Here is an 18,628-nt window from a genome sequence, read left to right on the forward strand (position 1 = left end):
TATTCACATCATTTACCCATACATCCAATCCTGGATCGCAAATTTCAAATCCTGCGCCTTACCCAACAGCCAGATCGCCGCCAGCGGCAATCCCATCGGGCTAATCAAAAAAGCTATAACCAGCAAAATCGCACCATTCTGCGAGGAATAGGTAATAAGCACAGCCACGCCAACTGGATGTCCGCAGGCATCAGGTCTACACCCTCTGGGTGGTGCAGGATACCCTCGCCGGGACGAAGCGGCTCATCCATCAGGATACGCCCCATAGCGTCCGACAGCGTAAAGGGCAGCTTGTCCGGCTGGGGATGGCCCAGGCTGATTGTCAGGCTCCCTTGCGGGTCCCCGTCGATCAGCAGGACTTTCTTTCCGGCCTGCGCCAGCCCGATTCCCAAGTTGGCACAGGTCGTTGTCTTGCCAACGCCACCTTTCTGGTTGGCAATGGCAATGATTTGCGTGTTCATTGACTTCACCTCATTTCTAATTGTTGCTATTGCTTCTGGAAATAGAAAAAGCCGCCACTTCAAAATCATAAAGTGACGACCCTTTCTAATGCAGGAATCTTTTTCCCTGAAATGAAAAAAGCACCCAGTTATTTGTTACTGAGTACCTGCATTAGAATCGTATTTAATTGTTCAGATTTGGTCAGATTATGCCAAACTCTCCGGCGAAAAATTTGGTGTCTGAGAGTGCCAAAATTGCCCTCAAAAATACCCCCGAAATTGCTCTCTGGTTGTCCTACTTTTTTAACCACTAAGGACGTTTTTTGACCCCATTTTTGGCGGTTGTCCTATATTTAACCACTAAAAATTGGGTGAAAACGGCTCTCGTTTTGCCAAATTTGGTCAAACTATATCAGCCCATTTAGGTATAAGAAAACCCCGGAAAACCTTGATTTTCCGGGGTTTTTGAACCATTTTGATATAGTCTGAGCAGTCGATTATCGCTTGCTGAACTGCGGAGCGCGACGAGCTGCTTTGAGACCGTATTCACCTGACCTTGATCCCAAAAGTCCAGTATTCATGCGTTTTTTCGGGCTTCCCTCTCTCAGTAAACCCATAGGTAAACCCACGAAATCGCGAGATTTTTGGTGCCGTTTAACGCAGCCCGAATGCAGCATTCACAACGCTGCTTAATTTCTCAGGTTTATTATACTTGCCTTTCGCATAGATGTCCATAGTCGTTTTGCTGTTCTCATGGTCTGCCAAATACTGCACCGTCTTTGGATCAACACCTTTGTAAATCAGATTGGTGATGTAGGTGTGCCGCAGCATGTGCGGAGTCACCTTGAAGTCCATCGTATACACCAGCTTGGGATTGTTCGGCTGATGCTCACCAAGCCTTGGCTTTATTCTATGCTTGATGGACTGCCCATTTACATAGGTGTAATAACAGCGTTCTGCGGTGGAACGGACTGTTATGTACTTCCAGACCCTCACAAACTGTGCTTCCGTCAAAACAGTTCCCTTTGAATTGGAGATCACATATTCCGATTCTGATTTTTCCCTTGCTTCCTTGAGACAGGCTACCAGGCATTTGGGAATCGGAACATCTCGCTTCGCTGCCGGAGTCTTCAAAAGTGTGTTGACCACCGGCTCACCGCCTTCCACATGCCATGCACGCCTTACAGAAATGTACGGCGTTTTTTCATCCAGGAATACGCAGTCCCATTTCAATCCAAGAATCTCTTCTCTACGCAATCCCGCGTACAAGCCGATCATTACGAAAACATACGGTGGTAGCTCACGAATGCTATCCAGCAAAATGGCAGTCTGTTCATCCGTCAAAGCTTCGCGCCGTTTCGCAGGCTTTCCTCCTCTTGCGCAAATCGTTTTGGATGGATTCTCTTTGATCACCTTGCTCTCTTCTGCCGAATTAAAAATGTTCTTAATCAGCATATTAAGCTGACCATACATTCCGGAAGAACCTTTTGATAGCGGAACCATCAGCAGCCGCAGGTCATCTGTGGTCACCTCATCCATATACATCTGTCCAATTGGACCCACGATGTACCGATTCACCATCCGCTCGTATCCCTCCAACGTATTGGTTCTTACCGTTCCAGACCGCATCAGCAGCCATTTTTCGCAGTACTCTTCCACGGTCGGATTCTCTCTGTGGAAAACCACTTCTGCAATTTTCTTCTGGGCATCTTCCACCCGGTCATACAATTCTTCGCGTGTCAGCCCATAGATTGCCACTCTCTTTCCGTCTGCATCTGTAATTCGGGTACGATAATACTGTACCCCTTTCATCATCACTGTTCCGTATTCCGGAAGTTCAGCAGGACGCTTTTTTCCTTTAGCCATGTGTTCTCCTCCTCGTCTATCTTCATATATTGCGTGTTGTCACTTTTATTATCATGGCGTACACCACTTCCTTCAAGGATGTCGAATGTATGTAAAAAGGGCAGGGATTTTTGACCATCCCTGCCCTAAGTTTTTTCTGATTTACTCTTAATCCCACGATGCAAAAGCATCTTCCAGCACTCCTGCGAGCTGCTCTGGGCGATTGTATTTCACCTTGGCGTAAATATCCATGGTGATCTTGCTGCTTTCATGACCGGCAAGATACTGAACTGTCTTCGGATCAACCGAAGCATGAATCAGATTCGTAATATAGGTGTGCCGCAGCTGATGCGGAGTCACCTCAAAGTCCAGACTGTAAACCACATTTCCATTGTGTGCCGCCTTTTGCCCCAGAACCGGCTTCACCGTATGCTTTACCCTCTTGCCATCTTCATAGCGATAATAGCAGCGTTCCTTGGTGGTACGGGTTACGATATACTGCCATAATCTCTTGAATTGCGTATAGGACAACGGGTCTCCATCCCGGTTTGCAACCACATAATCCGATGTCGATGTATTCTTCGCCTCTTTCAGACATTCCAGAAGATTGTCCGGCAGAGGGACATTCCGATGCGCTGCCTTTGTTTTCAGCTCTGTCAGAATCACCGGACGATTATGCTCCGTATGCCAGGCTCTCCGAACGGTAAGGTACGGAGCCTCGCAATCAAGATACACCGAATCCCATTGAAGTCCGAGGATTTCTTCTCTCCGCAATCCTGCGTACAGCCCCAGCATTACAAACACATACGGCGGCAAGCCGTAAATGGCATCCAGCAGCTTATCCACCTGCTCATCCGTAAGCGGGAGGCGTTCCTTCTGGGGAATTCCTCCCACATTCTTCTTCAGATAGATGGTCGGATTCTCATCAATGATCTTGCTCTCCATTGCTGCCGTAAAAATACACTTATATATAACGCTCACCGATTTGTACACGGATGCCGACTTTTTTGATGCCGCCAGCAGTGCCAGGCGAATGTCATCTGCTGTTACATCTCCCATATGCATATCGCCCAATGGCTTAATGATGTAGTTCTTCACTTTCGATGTATAGTCAATCAGCGTTGTCATCCTGATCTGTGCTGACTGCATCAGCAACCTTTTCTCGCAATACTCCTCCACTGTAGGTGTACTGCGGCGATACGTCTTGTTCTCAATCTGCTGGATCGCTTCCTGTTCCTTCTGGTACAGTTCCTCTCTCGTTCTTGCATATAAGGAAACCCGCCGCCCCTGCTGATCTGTTACACGGGTGCGATAATACTGCGTTCCCTTCATACTCACCGTACCATAATCGGGAAGCATCATTCTTCTTGCCGCCATATCATTACCTCCAATCCTGTTGTTGCTTTCATTATTGCGGATTCATCGTCCATACTCAACGATGTCGATTTTTACCGCCGAAAGCTTCGAGGTTTGCGATATGTCGCAGCACGTTCCATCGGTTTTGCACGGTGCGTACATTTTGCAATGTACTCCTGAATCCCCACTTCCGTGAAATAAACGCAGCCGTTTTCCACATACTGAACATAGGAGATCAAACCGTCTGTTCTTGCAGCATCCAGTGTTTTTACGCTGATTCCCAGTATACTGGCTGCTTCCTTCCTTGTAATCAGTTTATCCATCGCCTTCTTCGCCTTCCTTTCGGCATTTGCCCTGTCTTTTTTTCTCTGCCTGTTCCGGAATGTAATAACCAAGCTGAATCCTTACAGCTTCGTCAATCCCACGCATCTGACCCTTACTTACCCGCCCAAGATAGCGAATCACGCATATCTTGTCGCAGGTGTCGAGCTGTTCCGCCAATACCATAGACGGTTTTGCCAGTCCCTTTGCTTTACGGAGAAAGAAATGCGTTGTCTGCTTTCGCTTCTTCTCAATTTTTGATGTCAGCGGAGCAATCGTGATTGTCGGCGCATAATAATTACCGACATCATTCTGAAGAACCACAACAGGACGAACACCGCCCTGCTTTGATCCAACCGGAACACCGAGATTGGCGAGATATAAATCACCTCGCCGATAAACCCAGTTTTCTTTCATTTTCTGTTGTCTCCAATCTCCATACACTGATATGGATAAAGCCTGCCAGGTATCATGCTGATACAGCACCCAGCAGTGCTTTCTGAAAATATGGTTTCTCTGTACTTTTTCTTATCACCCCAGAGATGTAGGATTTCTCACAGGCGGCAGTGTGCTTCACTGCTCCATTGGAATTTAACCATCCCGCCTTCCTTATGGCCGGACCGCGAATTACGGAAGTATCATTGTCCCTGTCTGGCTTTAGCACCGCCGCCGGTTGCAATCCGGCATTTGCTTCTGCGAAACCGCTATCGCCCCGATGGGATTCATGGCGTGCAGTCGAAGGCTCGACCAAACAGGAATGTACCTGAAGAATGAGTATTCAGTTTTCAAGGGACATCCGGACTTTCGTCCTTACAAAGTAAGTTTAACAAGAATCCTCCGGTTTCGCGTTGGCCTCGTAGGCGCACTTTGGTTGTCCTTGCAGGACTACATACGGTTCGTTTTGATTTTTTCAGTGTCCTATGCAGTCGGATTGGGGCAAAAAAAAATGCCTCGTTGGTTTCCCAACGAGGCATCGAAGACGATTCTATTCTGTTTTCTGTAAACTGGTACCCGTTTATCTCCTGGTGACCATTTGAGTCACGGCTAATGTATCAAAAAAGCAACGCTCATCTCAGCAAATCAGACAAGCTGTATTCTCCTTTGGGGATATTTGCTGTTCTGCGATACTCTTTTATGGCTTTCACCAAGAGCTGAGGATTACTGAAAGACTGCTTCACAAAATCATACGACTTCACATCATGCATCCGAAGATTTGTTTTACAAAATTCGCTTGTTTTTTTCCAGAACGCTTAAACTGATCATATGCTCCTTCTGCATGAATAATCAGCATTTCAATTTCTGGAGCAGTAATGACATTTACCACGTCAATTTTCTGCTCATATGCTTTACTCAATCGAAATTCCTCTCTGCGAGAATCCAAAATCCGTATCACAGAAATCTGCTCATCGAATCCTTTCCGTAAGTACTATGCATAAAAGCACAGCCGCAGAGTACATCTGTGGCTGTGTTTCGTGTTCAGTTGCTCACTGTTGCGTGGACTGGATATGGAGAGACAACATATCTCCCGATCTTACATGGGTGATCTTATCTGCCATCACTCTGGCAGTTTTCCTTGCAGATATGTCGGCATCCCCACTGCGGTCGTATCCGGCCTGACCTTAAACATGGCTTTTTCAATCTACCTTCCTTATCGGTTTTCCGCGATATATTTCTCCGCCATGTGGACTGCCACCGCGCCGTCCGCCACGGCGGTGACCACCTGACGGAGGGGCTTCGTCCGCACGTCGCCCACGGCGTAAACGCCGGGAATACTGGTTTCCGTGGTCTCTCCGGCCACGATATAGCCGCCGCCGTCCAGCGCCAGTTGACCCACCGCCAGCGCCGTGGCGGGCTGTCGGCCCACGCTGACAAATACGCCGTCGCAGTCCACCACGCTTTCCTCACCGGTGACGGTGTCCCGCAGGCGTACGCCGGTCAGCCTGTCCCCGGAAAGCAGCGCGGAAACGGTGCTGTTCCAGCGGAATTCCACATTTTCGGTCTGTTCCAGTGGCTCGTGATAGATCTTGGTGGCCCGCAGGGTGTCTCTGCGGTGGACGAGGATCACCTTTTTCGCCACGCGGCTGAGAAGGAGGGCATCTGCCGCGGCGGAATTGCCGCCGCCCACCACGACCACCGTTTTGTCCTTGTAAAACATCCCATCGCAGGCGGCGCAGTAGGCCACGCCCCGGCCCAACAGCTCCGTCTCTCCGGCAACGCCCAGCGTTCTGGGGTCTGCGCCGGTGGCCAGCACCACGGTTTTTCCCCGGAAGATCCCCTCGCTGGTCTCCACGAGCTTGGGAACCGCCGTCAGATCCATGCGGAGAACTTCCGCGTATTCGCTGCGTGCCCCAAAACGCTCCGCCTGCTTTTGCATCTTCTCCGCCAGAGAGAAGCCGTCGATCCCGTTCTCAAAGCCGGGGTAGTTGTCGATCTGCTCGGTCAGGGCCATCTGCCCGCCAGCAGACAGCTTTTCCAGCACGACGGTGTCCAGCCCCGCCCGGGCCGCGTACAGGGCGGCGGTGTAGCCGCCCGGGCCGCCGCCCACCACGAGCATATCATAAACATGATTGTTGTTCATATCTGAATCCTCCGTTATTTCGCCAAGGCTTCCTGAATGAAGCGGTCGATCTCTGCCTTTGAGCCGGGCGCGGTGATGGAATCCACGGCCTTTCCGTTCCGGTACAGCACCAGAGTTGGGATGACCTCGATCCCCTCGGCCCCCGCCAGCCGCGGCTCCTCGTCAATATTGATCTTGCTGACAACGAGGCTGTCCGCGTATTCCTCTCCAATCTTCTCATACGCAGGGCCGATCCTCCGGCAATAGCCGCACCAGGCGCCCAGAAATCCACCAAAACGGGCTTTTCGCCCCGGGTCGCCTGCTCAAACTGCTCCTGATTCATATTCATAGCTGCCATATCTGTCAGCTCCTTTCTTTTGTTTGGGTATTCTCAAGACTCCGTTCTCGCCCCACACCACATCGTGACCTCAACCTGAGATGACGGTACTCTGCCCTTGGGACATAAAGCAGATGAGTAAGACCATCATCTGTACGAGAATAGCTGCGGTTTGTTGCAGCTTATTCCGCGCAGAGCTCCGCCACAAGAGCGTCCATCTGCGCTTCGCTGGTTTGGTTCAGTGCGCCGCGCAGCGATACCTCCGTTTCACACAGTCGGAGTTCCTTCATCTTTTCCAACTCGGCGCGCATCAGCCGCGCGGCAGCAGGGGCCCATGAGCCGTTTTCCATGAGGCCGATCCGGCGGTTTCGGAATCCCTTTGTCTGTAAATGATCCAAAAAGGCCTTCATGGGCGGGAACAGTCCTCCGTCATAAGTGGAGCAGGCCAATACCAATTTCCCGCAGTAGAACGCACTGGCAACAGCGTAGGAAAGATCTGTCACAGTGAGATCACATATGCTGACCTGCACGCCTTTTTTCTCTAATTTACCCTTGAGGGTCTTCGCCGCATGGGCAGTATTTCCATGGATGGATGCGTGGGCAATCAGTATGCTCTCCGATTCTTCAGGTTCCCATTGTGACCAGAGATCATAGAGCCGCAGACACTCCTCCAGCCCTTCTGTAAGCACGGGACCATGGAGCGGGCAGATCGTTTGGATCTCCAGCGCGGAGGTCTTTTTCAGCAGAGCCTGCACCTGTGCGCCATATTTCCCGATAATATTGTAATAATACCGTCGGGCCTGCGGCACCCAGGGGGCACGGGCAGTCCGTTCCAGTGAGCCAAAGCGTCCGAAGCATCCGCCGAGAACAGGATTTTTTCCGTTTCCTCATACGCCGTCATCACCTCCGGCCAGTGTACCATCGGTGCCAGCAGGAAGCGCAGCCGGTGTGAGCCCAGAGAGATCGTGCTGCCCTCGCCAACCTCCAGCATACGGTCTTCCGACAATGCACCCGTGCCAAAGAACTGCTTGATCAGGGTAAATGTTTTCGCGTTTCCCACGATCTTCATCTCCGGGTACTCTTGCGCTATCCGCATGAGGCTGCCGGAATGATCCGGCTCCATGTGTGTGACCACAAGATAATCGGGGTTGCGCCCCCCCAACACCTGCGCTACATTGGAAAGCCATTCCACCGCCGCCCGTGCGTCCACGCTGTCCATCACGGCGATTTTCTCGTCCAGAATGACATAGGAGTTGTAGCTCACTCCCATAGGCTGGACGGGGTACTGGTTTTCAAAGAGTGCCAATGTGTTATCATCCACCCCTACATAGCGGATGGCATCTGTTACCGTTCGGATATCCATATAAAAAATACCTCCTATTCTGATGTCTTTGGTTTTCTTATAAATCGTCTATCAGTGCGGTGCTCTTGGCGTAGGCGGTACTGCGTGCCTCAAAGAAATCGGTCTTGACCATATTGGCGTCAGCGTACTGGCTGACCCATTCCATGCTCTCCGGTTCGCTCTCAAAGCCCGGATACAATGCCGGATAGCCAAGGCTCGTCCAGCGAAGATTCCCGAGATAGCGGATGTAATCGCTAATCATCTGCCGGTTCAACCCCGGGATGTCGTCGCCGATCACATAATGCCCCCATGCGATCTCCTGCTCCACGCCCTCACGCATCATCTCGCGCAGCGCTTGTACGCTCTCGGCGGTGAACAACTCCGGCTGCTCCTTTTGCAGCTCCGTGATGATATTGCGGAACAGCCACAAGTGCGTATTCTCGTCGCGGTTTATATAGCGGATCTCCTGCGCCGAGCCGGGCATCTTCCCGTTTCGGGAGAGATTGTAGAAGAACATAAAGCCGCTGTAAAAATAGATGCCCTCCAAAATATAGTTCGCCATCATCACGCGCAGCAGCGTGGGAGCGTCCTTCCGCTCCTGAAACTCGTTGTAGCAGTCCCCAATGAAGGTGTTGCGGCGCAGCAGATGCTCGTCCGTTTTCCATTGGTAGAGGATGTCATTGCGCTCCACGGGGGAACAGATGGTGTCGAGCATATAGCTGTAGCTCTGTGAGTGGACACACTCCTGAAACGCCTGAATGGACAGGCAGAGATTGACCTCGTTGGCTGTAATGTAGGTGCCGATATTAGGCAGGTTCGCTGTCTGAATGGAATCCAAAAAGACAAGAAAACTCAGAATTTTATCGTAGGCGCTGCGCTCGGCTGACAGCAGGCGGGGATAGTCCTTCACATCCTGCGAGAGATTGATCTCCTCAGGGATCCAAAAGTTGTTCATGGCCTGCCGGTACCAGTCGCTGACCCAAGCGTACTTCATATTGTTGAAGTCGTTGAGGTTGGTGGTATTGCCGCCGATCATGCGCCGCAGGCGCACATCAAGGTCGCCCTCCGGGTTAAAGAGGGGCTTTTTCTTCAGTTCCATCATGCTATCCTCCTTATGACGAGCAGCTTTCACAGGCCTCGACCTCAAGGGCCTTGCTGCGGACATAATAAATGGTCTTGACGCCGGCCCTCCACGCCTCCAAATACAGTCTGAGCACCTGACGCATGGAATAGTCGTTGGTGATATAGAGATTCATGCTCTGCGCCTGGTCAATATGTCTCTGGCGAAAGCCCGCGGCGCGTACCGACCAGCTTTGGTCGATCAGATGCGCCGCCTTATAGTACCACCATGTATCCATAGAAAGCTCCGGAGCAACGCGGGGCAGCATGCTGCCCTTTTTTTCCTCTAAAAAGAATCTCTTCATAATTGGATCGATGCCCGCCGACGTGCCGGAGAGGATGGATGTGCTGGAAGTGGGTGCGACAGCCAGCAGATAGGCGTTGCGCATTCCCTGCACCGCCACCGTTTCCGCAAGCGCCCGCCACTTTTCTGAGGTATAACCTCGCTTTTCAAAATACGCGCCTGTCTGCCAGTCGCTGCCCTCAAAGAGCGCATAGCGGCCCTTTTCCCGTGCCAGTGCTGTGTCCGCCTTGACGGCGGCGTAGTTGATATGCTCGAATACCGCATCGGTGAAGGCAAGGTGCTCATCGCTCTCCCATCGGATGCCGCGCTTTGCCAGCATGTGGTGGTAGCCGCTGACGCCCAGGCCGATGCTGCGGTACTTCTGATTGGTAAGCCGCGCGTATTCCAACGGGTAGAAGTTGAGGTCGATCACATTATCCAGTGCGCGGATGGCCGTTTCCACCGTGCGTTCCATATAGCCTCGTCCTCCACCGCCAGATTACCGAGAGACAGACTCGCCAGGTTGCAGACCACAAACTCACCGGGGAGTGTGGCCGTCACCACCACTGTGTCGCCGTTCTCCGTGTGCACCTCAGTGCTGATATGCTCGATGGGCGCCATGTTCTGTGCGATCTCCGTGCAGAGATTGGAGCAATAGATCATTCCCGTGTGGCCGTTTGGTTCATACGATTTACGCTGTCGCGGTTGAAGGCGAAGGGCGTGCCGGTCTCCACTGCCGAGCGAAGCACCAGCCGCACGATGTCCTTGACGGTGACGCTGCGCTTTTCGATGCGCGGGTCATTGACGCAGTCAGATACCGCTTCTCCCATTCCGTACCCCAGTAATCCTCCAGTGCGTAGCCCTTGACCGTGAGGATCTCATGCGGACACATGAGATGCCACGGCGCGTCTATGTTCTCCTCCGCCAGTCGCCAGAAGAGATCCGGATAGCACACGGCGGGAAACACATCATGCGCCTTCATGCGGTCGTCGCCGTTGTTGGTGCGCAGTTGAAGGAATTCAGGCAGATCCCGGTGCCATGCGTCTAAGTAAACCGCCGCAGCGCCCTGCCGCATCCCCAACTGATCCACCGCCACGGCGGTGTCGTTGACCAACCGGATCCAGCGGATAACACCGCCCGCCGCCCCTTGAAAGCCGCGGATGGTGCTGCCTGCAGCGCGCACCTTACCGAAGTACATCCCCATTCCACCGCCAAATTTAGAGACCTTTGCGAAGTTGTCCAGCGAGCGGTAGATGCCGTCCAGACTGTCCGGCACAGTGTCCACAAAGCAGCTTGAAAGCTGATGGTAGGGCTTTCGTGCGTTGGACATGGTAGGTGTCGCCATCGTGACCTCCATACGGCTGAGCATATCGTAAAAGCGTTTTACCCACCCATGCGGTCAGAGCCTTCGTTCATAGCAAGATGCAGCGCGATACCCAAAAACATCTCCTGCGGTGTTTCCAGCGGCACGCGGCTGCGTGACTGGATCACATAGCGTTTGAGCAGCAGGTCAAGGCCGGAGTAGGTGAACAACTCGTCCCGTTCCGGGCAGAGAAAGTCCTCCGCCATAGCGATCTCCTCGTGGGTATAGTGGGCAAGAATATAGTCACCGTAGAGTCCCTTATCCGTCAGATAGCGAAGCCTGCCATAGAGGTCGCCGACGCCGCGCCCCTCCCATTCCTGTGCGTTGCGACAGCGAAAGGAGTGGTTCAGAAGCCGCGCCGCGATGAACTCCCACTTGGGTGCCTCTGCCGTAGTCAGCTCTACCGCTGCCTTGGTCAGTGCCTCAGCCCTCTCATCCTCCGTCATGCCCGGGCGACAGAAGCTCTCAAACTTCATTTGAAGCGCCGCGAGGGAGTAGATTTCCTCGGTAAAATCCATCTGGATACGGCGCAGCACCTCGTCAAGCGAGTTATCCCCCACCGTCTGCGCGATGGTATGCCGGACGCGGCGCAGCGCAGACCGCTTTTCGCGATAGAGGATGTACGCCTTGGCCACCTCATAGTGTCCGCGCTCCATGAGCGTCCGCTCCACCTCGTCCTGCACACGTTCCACGGTGAGCGGTACTGTGACGGAGAGATTGTTGAGAACGGCGGCGAGGATCTCCTCCAGTTCTCCGCCCCCAATCTCCCTTCCCTGTCCATCAAACGCTTTTTTCATGGCGTTGAAAATTTTCTCCTGTTGAAAAGGAACAGACTTCCCGTTTCGTTTTCTGATCTCCATTTCGATCCTCTCATCTTCTCCGGTCACTTTTCATGTCCTTTTTGGGCAAAGAGCGGGCAAGCGCAGTATCACGCTTGCCCGCTCTATTTTTGAAAGCCGGTTTTTCTGCAGCCGACACGGCGGGGCTGTTTGTTGTCTGTTGTCTTGGTTTTGGCTTTCCTGCCAGTTACTTCATAGATTCCAGAATGGCGTCCGCCAGTGCTTCCAGCTCAGTGCGCTTGTCCGTGCCCATGGACGAGGCGAGGCTGAGCCGCTCGTTGAGCACCGTCATGTTCTTAAGCTCATCGTTGACAAATTTCTGCATGAGGTCACCGGACTTCACCGCCCATGAGCCGTTTTCAATGATGGCAAAGGTGCGGTTTTGCAGATTCAGTGCCTTCATATCCATGAGGAAGTCATGCATGGCGGGGTAGATGCCGAGATTGTAGGTCACAGAGGCCAGGACAATGTGACTGTACTTAAACGCCTCGGAAATCAGCTGGGAGACATGAGTGGAGGACACATCGTACATCGCCACCTTGCTCATGCCCTTATCGCAGAGCGACGCCGCCAGCGCCTGCGCCGCGTTCTCCGTGTTGCCGTACATGGAGGCGTAGACGATGAGCACGCCCTGGGTCTCAGGGGCATAGCGGCTCCATGTGTCGTACTTTTCGATGAACCAGCCCAGATCCTTGCGCCACACGGGGCCGTGGAGCGGGCAGATGTACTGGATCTGATCCAAAACGCCGCCGGCCTTTTTCAGCAGGAGCTGGATGTGGGGGCCGTACTTGCCCACGATGTTGGTGAGATAGCGGCGGGCGTCGTCCAGCCAGTCCCGCTCGAAGTCCACCTCGTCGGCGAACAGCTTACCGTCCAGCGCGCCGAAGGTGCCGAAGGCGTCGGCGGAAAAGAGGACGCCGTCGGTGACGTCGAGGGTCACCATGGCCTCCGGCCAGTGAACCATAGGCGCGCCCACAAAGGTGACGGTGTGCTTGCCAAAGGAGAAGGTGTCGCCCTCCTTCACCTCGATGCACTCATGTCCGTCCACATGGAAGCCGAACTGCCGCATGAGCATGAATGCCTTCTCGTTGGAGATCAGCTTCACCTTAGGATGGCGCAGCAGGATCTCCTCGATGCAGGCGGCGTGATCCGGCTCCAGATGGTTGACCAGCAGGTAGTCCAGCTCGCGGCCATCCAGCACATACGCCAGATTTTCCAAAAGCTGGCGGCAGGCAGACCAGTCCACCGTGTCAAAGAGCACCGTCTTTTCATCCAGCAGGCAGTAAGCGTTGTAGCTTACGCCCCGGGGAATGGGAAAGCAGTTTTCAAACAGGGCCAGGCGATGGTCGTTGGCGCCCACCCAGTAGAGGTCGTTTGTTACTTTACGCACGCAATACATCTTATCTTACCTCCTTCACGGCTCAAGCCTTTACAAATTGATCCTTCGTCTCCGCGCACTCCGGGCACACCCACTCGGCGGGAAGCTGCTCAAAGAGCGTACCCGGCGCGATCTCGCCGTCCTCGTCGCCCAACTCCGGCACATACTCGTAGCCGCAGCCGCTGCAGACGTAGCGGTCGCCGATGGGGGCGGGCTTCGGCGGTGTGGGCCGCTTCATCTTTACCATAGGCGGCGCGGGCAGCTTTTCGCCGCTATCCAGCGCAGCAGTGAGCAGGGGCAGGATCTCCTCCACATCGCCCACGATGCCGTAGTCGCAGTTCTTGAAGATAGGCGCGTTACCGTTCTTATTGATGGCCACGATGGTGGAGGCGTCCTTGATGCCCTTAAGGTGCTGGGATGCGCCGGAGATGCCACAGGCGATGTACAGATTGCCGGTGAACTTCTGACCGGACATACCCACATAGCGGTTCAGCGGCAGATATTTGAGAGTCTCCGCCACAGGGCGGGAAGAACCGATGGCCGCGCCGGCAGCCTTGGCCAGCGACTCTACCAGTTTCATGTTCTTTTTCTCCCCGATGCCCTTGCCCGCGGAGACCACCCGCTCCGCCTGCGGGATGGGCGTATCCATAGGGATGCCCACGGAGAAGTCGTGACCATCCTTCTTCAGCGCCGCTACAAGGTCGGCCACCTGCTGGGCAGCATCCCCTTCCCGGAAGATGGTCTTTTTGCGAATGCCGGTGATGGGCGCGGGTTTCTTGGCCGCCGAACGGCTCTCGCCGCCGGAGCTCTTGCCCAGCCTGCCCACCAGATGAGAGGCGATGACCACCCGCTGGATCTCGTTAGTGCCCTCGTAGATGGTGGTGATCTTGGCGTCGCGGTAGGCCCGTTCCACCTCCATGCCCTTGAGGAAGCCACTGCCGCCGTGGATCTGCAAGGCATCGTTGGTGACCTCCAGCGCGATGTCCGAGGCGTACATCTTCGCCATGGCGGACTCCATGCCGTAAGGCGCGTGCTGCTCCTTCAGCTCCGCCGCGGAGTAGATGAGGAACCGGGCGCAGCGCAGCTTGGTGGCCATATCCGCCAGCTTGAAGGCGATGCTCTGCTGGGCCGCGATGGGCTTGCCGAACTGGACGCGCTCCTTGGAATAGCTCAACGCGTGCTCAAACGCGCCTTGGGCGATGCCCAGCGCCTGCGCGGCGATGCCGATGCGTCCGCCGTCCAGCGTGGACATGGCAATCTTGAAGCCCTCGCCCTCCTTGCCCAATAGGTTTTCCTTGGGAACCTTCACGTCGTTGAAGATCAGCTCCGCCGTGGAGGAGGAGCGAATGCCCATCTTGTCATAGTGGTCGCCGAACTCAAAGCCCTTCCAGCCCTTCTCCACGATGAAAGCGGAGATGCCCCGGGTGCCGATGTCCGGCGTGGTGACGGCGAAAACCACATAGGTGTCCGCCTTAGGGGCGTTGGTAATGAAGATCTTGCCGCCGTTGAGGAGGTAGTAGTCCCCCTTATCCAGCGCCGTGGTCTCCGTGCCGCCGGCGTCGGATCCGGCGTTGGACTCCGTGAGGCCGAAGGCGCCGATCTTCTCGCCCTTGGCCAGCGGAACCAGATATTTCTTCTTCTGCTCCTCGGTGCCATAGGCGAAAATGGGCCATGAGCCGAGGGAGACGTGGGCGGAGAGGATTACGCCCGCGCCGCCGTCCACACGGGCCAGCTCCTCCACCGCGATGGCGTAGCTCAGGGCATCAAGACCGGCACCGCCGTACTCCTTGGGGTAGGGAATGCCCATCCAGCCCAGCTTACCCAGCTTCTTGACAGCCTCCTCGGGAAACTCATTGTTCTGATCCATTAAAAATGCGAGGGGCTTGATCTCCTCCTCCGCAAAACTCCGGATCTTCGCGCGCAGCTCTTCGTGCGCCGCCGTGGTTTGAAACAGCATATGGGTACCTCCTCTTAAAATTTTACAGCTTGCTTGTATCTTGGGGATCGGATCCGCCGGTCAGCAGCCTGCGCAGGCTCACGGCACGGAACGCCTCGTCCTGCTTTTGCTGCAAGGCCGCCAGCTGACAGTGGATGGCGCACCGCCCATGCTTGTCCTGCCAGCGGCATTCATATCCCGGCTCCATGCAGGCGCACAGGATGCCCCGCTCCCCCACGACCCCCATGAGATCGTAGAGGGAGGTCGCGTCCAGATCGCAGGACAGCGCGCAGCCGCCGAGGGCGCCGCGGCTCACCCGCACCAAATTGCCGGCGGAGAGCTTGCGCAGAATCTGGTAGGCAAACTGATTGGGGATCAATTCCGTTTCCGACATCTCGGCCACCGAATGCTTCTCCCCGTCCAGCAGCACCCGCAAAATGCGCAGTGCGTAGTCCGTCTCTTTGGTGATGATCATGCTCCACATCCTCTTTTCGCTTGCTTGTTAATGCCATTATATCAATCTTGATAAATTTTATCAAGATAATTTCCAAAAAAATATATCGTTTTAACACAGACCGCTCCAGCCCGGGTCAGCTTCGCTTTCCATTCAGCGAAAAGCCATGTTCCTTACAATATAGAAGCCGAAAAAGCTGTGCCGTGGCAGTCCGCCGAAAGCAGAAAAGACTATGCCTGAAAACCAGAAAGCGGAGAAATTGGTTGGGGCTCGCAGGGGTCGCCCACCCAAGGCGGATAAGGCGGTCCCTGGCAAGTCCAAGGCAAGCACCAAAGTGCGTGCTTTTCATTTTATATTCGACACATTATGTTATGATATGCAGTAAATGTTCCATCTTACCGTCCCATTCTCTGCTGGAATCGGCGCACTCTTTCAGTTCAGTTTCGACTTCAGCATTTATCGGCAAGTTTTTCTTATAGCGGATGGTATGCTCAAGGCTTGCCCAGAAGTCCATAGCGATTGTACGGAGTTGTATCTCCACCGGCACATGGATCACTTTTTCCGCAAAGAATACCGGCAGCCGGAGCGTCAGGTGCAGACTGCGATAGCCATTTGGCTTAGGGTGTGAAATATAATCTTTCTCTGTGATGATTTCAATGTCAGACTGTTTTTTTAAGCACTTTGCCAAAAAGAACACATCCTCCTCGAAAGAGCAGATCACCCGCACACCGGCAATATCCATGATATTTGTCTGCATGGTCGGAAAATCCAGAGGAAGTCCGCGTTTCTGCATCTTATTCATAATGCTGGACGGCGACTTCAAGCGGCTTTTTATACTTTCTATCGGATTGCGATCATGCTTCAATGAAAACTCTTCGTTTAGAATTTCCAACCTGCTTTCCAGTGCTTTCAGCGCACATCGGTATTGCAGCATGACTTCCTGATACCTGCGATTTTCGCTTAAAAGGCGCTGGCACTGCAAATCATCTAAGCCTTTATCTGCCGCAACCGTCAAGCCAAATAAATTCTCACTCATAGCTTCTCCATTCCGCAGGGATAGCGCTCCGCGCTGTCTGCCGCTCTTGTATTACGACCTGATAAAAACTGTATCCGCCGGAGAGATGGGAACAGGTGAAACCGTACTGCGTCAAAAGTCGGCAGGCCAGATAACTGCGAAGCCCTGTCTGGCAATTCACATAAACAGGCTTACCCCGGTCTAACTCGTCCAAATGCTCCCGCAGATCGTCCAGTGGAATATTGCGGAATCCATTCAAGTGCCCACGCCGATATTCGCCTTCTGTACGGACATCCAGCAGTGTCGCATTGCCATCGCAAGGCAAGTCCTCAACCTCATTCCAATGGAACTGCCGTACCTTCCCGCTCTCCAAATCCTCGATCATAAAACCGGCCATATTGACCGGGTGTTTGGCAGAGGAATAGGGCGGCGCATAGGAAAGGTCAAGCTCCGTCAGTTCCAAGGCTGTCATTTTTGCGCGAATGGCCGTTGCCAGTACATCAATGCGCTTGTCCACGCCCTCGCCGCCAACGATCTGCGCACCCAGCAGCCGCAGGCTTTCTTTTTCATACATCACCTTCATTGCCATAGACTGTGCGCCGGGATAATAGGTAGCGTGGGATGCCGGGAATAATACGACTTTGTCGTAAGCGATCCCTGCTGCCTGCGCTGCCTTCTCATTGATCCCCGTGGAGGCCGCTGTCAAGCCAAACAGTTTCAGAACAGACGAGCCCTGAGAGCCGTGAAAGCGGCTGTTTCCGCCGCAGATATTGTCAGCGGCAATGCGTCCCTGCTTGTTGGCAGGCCCCGCCAGCGAGATCAATGCTTTTTGGCCGGTCACGAAATGGGTGACCTCTACGGCATCGCCCACAGCGTAGATATCCGGCACGGAGGTTTCCATCCGCTCGTTGACAGCGATGCTGCCCCGGATGCCCAGCTCAAGTCCGGCCTCTTTTGCCAGATGGGTGTCCGGCGTGACGCCGATGGCCAGCAGCACCATGTCGGAGCGCAGCGGCTCACTTTCCTCCAGCAGCGTCAGCACGGAATCTCCGTCCTGTCGGAATCCGGTGACGGTTTCATCCAACCGCAGAGCCACACCGTGTCTGCGCATTTCCGCATGGACAAAGCTGGCCATATCCGCATCCAGCGGCGCTAATAGCTGCTTCAGACGCTGGACGATGGTAACCGAAACGCCCATCTCCACAAGGTTTTCCGCCATTTCCAGACCGATAAAGCCGCCGCCAGCCAAAACAGCGGTTTTCGGCTTCTGATCCTCTACAAAGCGTCGAATGCGGAGGGTGTCTTCCACGGTGCGCAGGGAAAAGACCCGCTCGCTGTCCACGCCGGAAAGCGCAGGAATCGTCGGCTTTGCGCCGGGGGCAAGAAGCAGTTTGTCATAGGTTTCCGTGTAGACCTTCCCGCTGTCCAGTGCGTGGACGGTGACGATTTTCTCTGCGGGATTGATCGCAGTTACTTCCTGCCGTACTCGCACATCAATGCGAAAGCGATCCCAAAAGCTCTCCGGAGTTTGCAGCGTCAATTCTTCCTGCTCCTTGATCACACCGCCCACATAATACGGCAGACCGCAGTTGGCATAGGACACATAGCCGCTGCGCTCGATCATGATGATCTGCGCGTGTTCATCCAAACGGCGGATGCGGGCGGCGGCAGAAGCACCGCCCGCCACACCGCCTACGATTACAACTTTCATCTTGCGCCCTCCACCATTGCGGCAATCTCCGACTTAGGCCGATAGCCCACCGATTTGGCAACGGCCTTTCCATCCTTGAATACGACCAGCATCGGGATACTGGACACCTGAAAACGCATTGCCAGCTCCATCTGCTCGTCCACATTGACCTTTCCCACCTTGAGCGCGCCGCTTTTTTCTTCGGCAAGCTCATGCAGTATGGGAGAGAGCATTTTGCACGGTCCGCACCAGTCGGCGTAGAAGTCCAGCAAAATGGGCTTGTCGGAACGCAGTACCTCATTTTCAAAATTCGCAGCAGTAATTTTCAGTTCAGCCATGAGTAAGGCTCCTTT

General features: G+C 54.0%; 13 protein-coding genes and 5 pseudogenes. All 18 read right to left on the minus strand.

The window, feature by feature from the left end:
- Positions 1 to 12: 12 nt before the first annotated feature.
- Positions 13 to 174 (minus strand): annotated as a pseudogene (locus DWX76_RS00480) (CD1845 family protein); the annotation flags it as partial.
- Positions 168 to 461: pseudogene (locus DWX76_RS00485) on the minus strand (AAA family ATPase); the annotation flags it as partial. The pseudogenes DWX76_RS00480 and DWX76_RS00485, both read right to left, overlap by 7 nt.
- Before the next feature lie 633 nt (positions 462 to 1,094).
- Positions 1,095 to 2,306 (minus strand): tyrosine-type recombinase/integrase, encoded by a 1,212-nt coding sequence (locus tag DWX76_RS00500; RefSeq protein ID WP_118471500.1) that lies wholly within the window; start codon positions 2,304 to 2,306, stop codon positions 1,095 to 1,097.
- A gap of 147 nt (positions 2,307 to 2,453) precedes the next feature.
- The gene (locus DWX76_RS00510) at positions 2,454 to 3,662 is read right to left on the minus strand and encodes a tyrosine-type recombinase/integrase (RefSeq protein ID WP_118569946.1); all 1,209 of its coding nucleotides are present in this window, start codon (positions 3,660 to 3,662) and stop codon (positions 2,454 to 2,456) included.
- A 71-nt stretch (positions 3,663 to 3,733) separates the two neighbouring features.
- Positions 3,734 to 3,964: a hypothetical protein gene (locus DWX76_RS00515; protein WP_002576363.1), complete on the minus strand. Its 231-nt coding sequence runs from the start codon at positions 3,962 to 3,964 to the stop codon at positions 3,734 to 3,736.
- Positions 3,957 to 4,379: a type II toxin-antitoxin system PemK/MazF family toxin gene (locus DWX76_RS00520; protein ID WP_118569947.1), complete on the minus strand. Its 423-nt coding sequence runs from the start codon at positions 4,377 to 4,379 to the stop codon at positions 3,957 to 3,959. The genes DWX76_RS00515 and DWX76_RS00520 overlap by 8 nt, the downstream gene beginning before the upstream one ends.
- Before the next feature lie 775 nt (positions 4,380 to 5,154).
- Positions 5,155 to 5,316: a hypothetical protein gene (locus DWX76_RS14140; RefSeq protein WP_233430214.1), complete on the minus strand. Its 162-nt coding sequence runs from the start codon at positions 5,314 to 5,316 to the stop codon at positions 5,155 to 5,157.
- A 294-nt stretch (positions 5,317 to 5,610) separates the two neighbouring features.
- Entirely contained in the window at positions 5,611 to 6,540 is a 930-nt protein-coding gene (trxB, locus tag DWX76_RS00535) for a thioredoxin-disulfide reductase (protein WP_117796825.1), read from the minus strand.
- 14 nt (positions 6,541 to 6,554) lie between these two features.
- Positions 6,555 to 6,877: pseudogene (locus DWX76_RS14695) on the minus strand (thioredoxin domain-containing protein).
- A gap of 161 nt (positions 6,878 to 7,038) precedes the next feature.
- Positions 7,039 to 8,219: pseudogene (locus DWX76_RS00545) on the minus strand (MBL fold metallo-hydrolase).
- 37 nt (positions 8,220 to 8,256) lie between these two features.
- On the minus strand, positions 8,257 to 9,300 hold the full coding sequence (locus DWX76_RS00550; protein WP_118569948.1) for a ribonucleotide-diphosphate reductase subunit beta: 1,044 nt from the start codon (positions 9,298 to 9,300) through the stop codon (positions 8,257 to 8,259).
- 10 nt (positions 9,301 to 9,310) lie between these two features.
- Positions 9,311 to 11,823: pseudogene (locus tag DWX76_RS14700) on the minus strand (ribonucleoside-diphosphate reductase subunit alpha).
- 166 nt (positions 11,824 to 11,989) lie between these two features.
- Positions 11,990 to 13,201 carry an FprA family A-type flavoprotein gene (locus DWX76_RS00560; protein ID WP_107000753.1) on the minus strand — a complete coding sequence of 404 codons (1,212 nt, stop codon included), beginning with the start codon at positions 13,199 to 13,201 and terminating at the stop codon, positions 11,990 to 11,992.
- Positions 13,202 to 13,223: 22 nt separating this feature from the next.
- A complete protein-coding gene (locus tag DWX76_RS00565; protein ID WP_107000754.1) occupies positions 13,224 to 15,137 on the minus strand; it encodes an acyl-CoA dehydrogenase family protein in 1,914 nt (637 codons plus the stop codon).
- 22 nt (positions 15,138 to 15,159) lie between these two features.
- Positions 15,160 to 15,591, minus strand: coding sequence for an RrF2 family transcriptional regulator (locus tag DWX76_RS00570; protein WP_015553424.1), 432 nt, complete (start codon positions 15,589 to 15,591; stop codon positions 15,160 to 15,162).
- 343 nt (positions 15,592 to 15,934) lie between these two features.
- Positions 15,935 to 16,606 (minus strand): GTP pyrophosphokinase family protein, encoded by a 672-nt coding sequence (locus DWX76_RS00575; RefSeq protein WP_118569949.1) that lies wholly within the window; start codon positions 16,604 to 16,606, stop codon positions 15,935 to 15,937.
- Positions 16,599 to 18,296, minus strand: a complete 1,698-nt coding sequence (locus tag DWX76_RS00580; protein ID WP_118569950.1) for an FAD-dependent oxidoreductase — start codon at positions 18,294 to 18,296, stop codon at positions 16,599 to 16,601. Before DWX76_RS00580 ends, DWX76_RS00575 begins: the two co-directional genes overlap by 8 nt.
- Positions 18,293 to 18,613, minus strand: a complete 321-nt coding sequence (gene trxA / locus DWX76_RS00585) for a thioredoxin (RefSeq protein ID WP_107000757.1) — start codon at positions 18,611 to 18,613, stop codon at positions 18,293 to 18,295. The genes DWX76_RS00580 and trxA overlap by 4 nt, the downstream gene beginning before the upstream one ends.
- Positions 18,614 to 18,628 lie beyond the last annotated feature (15 nt).

Origin of the sequence: Clostridium sp. AF21-20LB (genome assembly GCF_003478795.1) — a bacterium.
GTDB classification, from domain to species: domain Bacteria; phylum Bacillota; class Clostridia; order Lachnospirales; family Lachnospiraceae; genus Otoolea; species Otoolea fessa.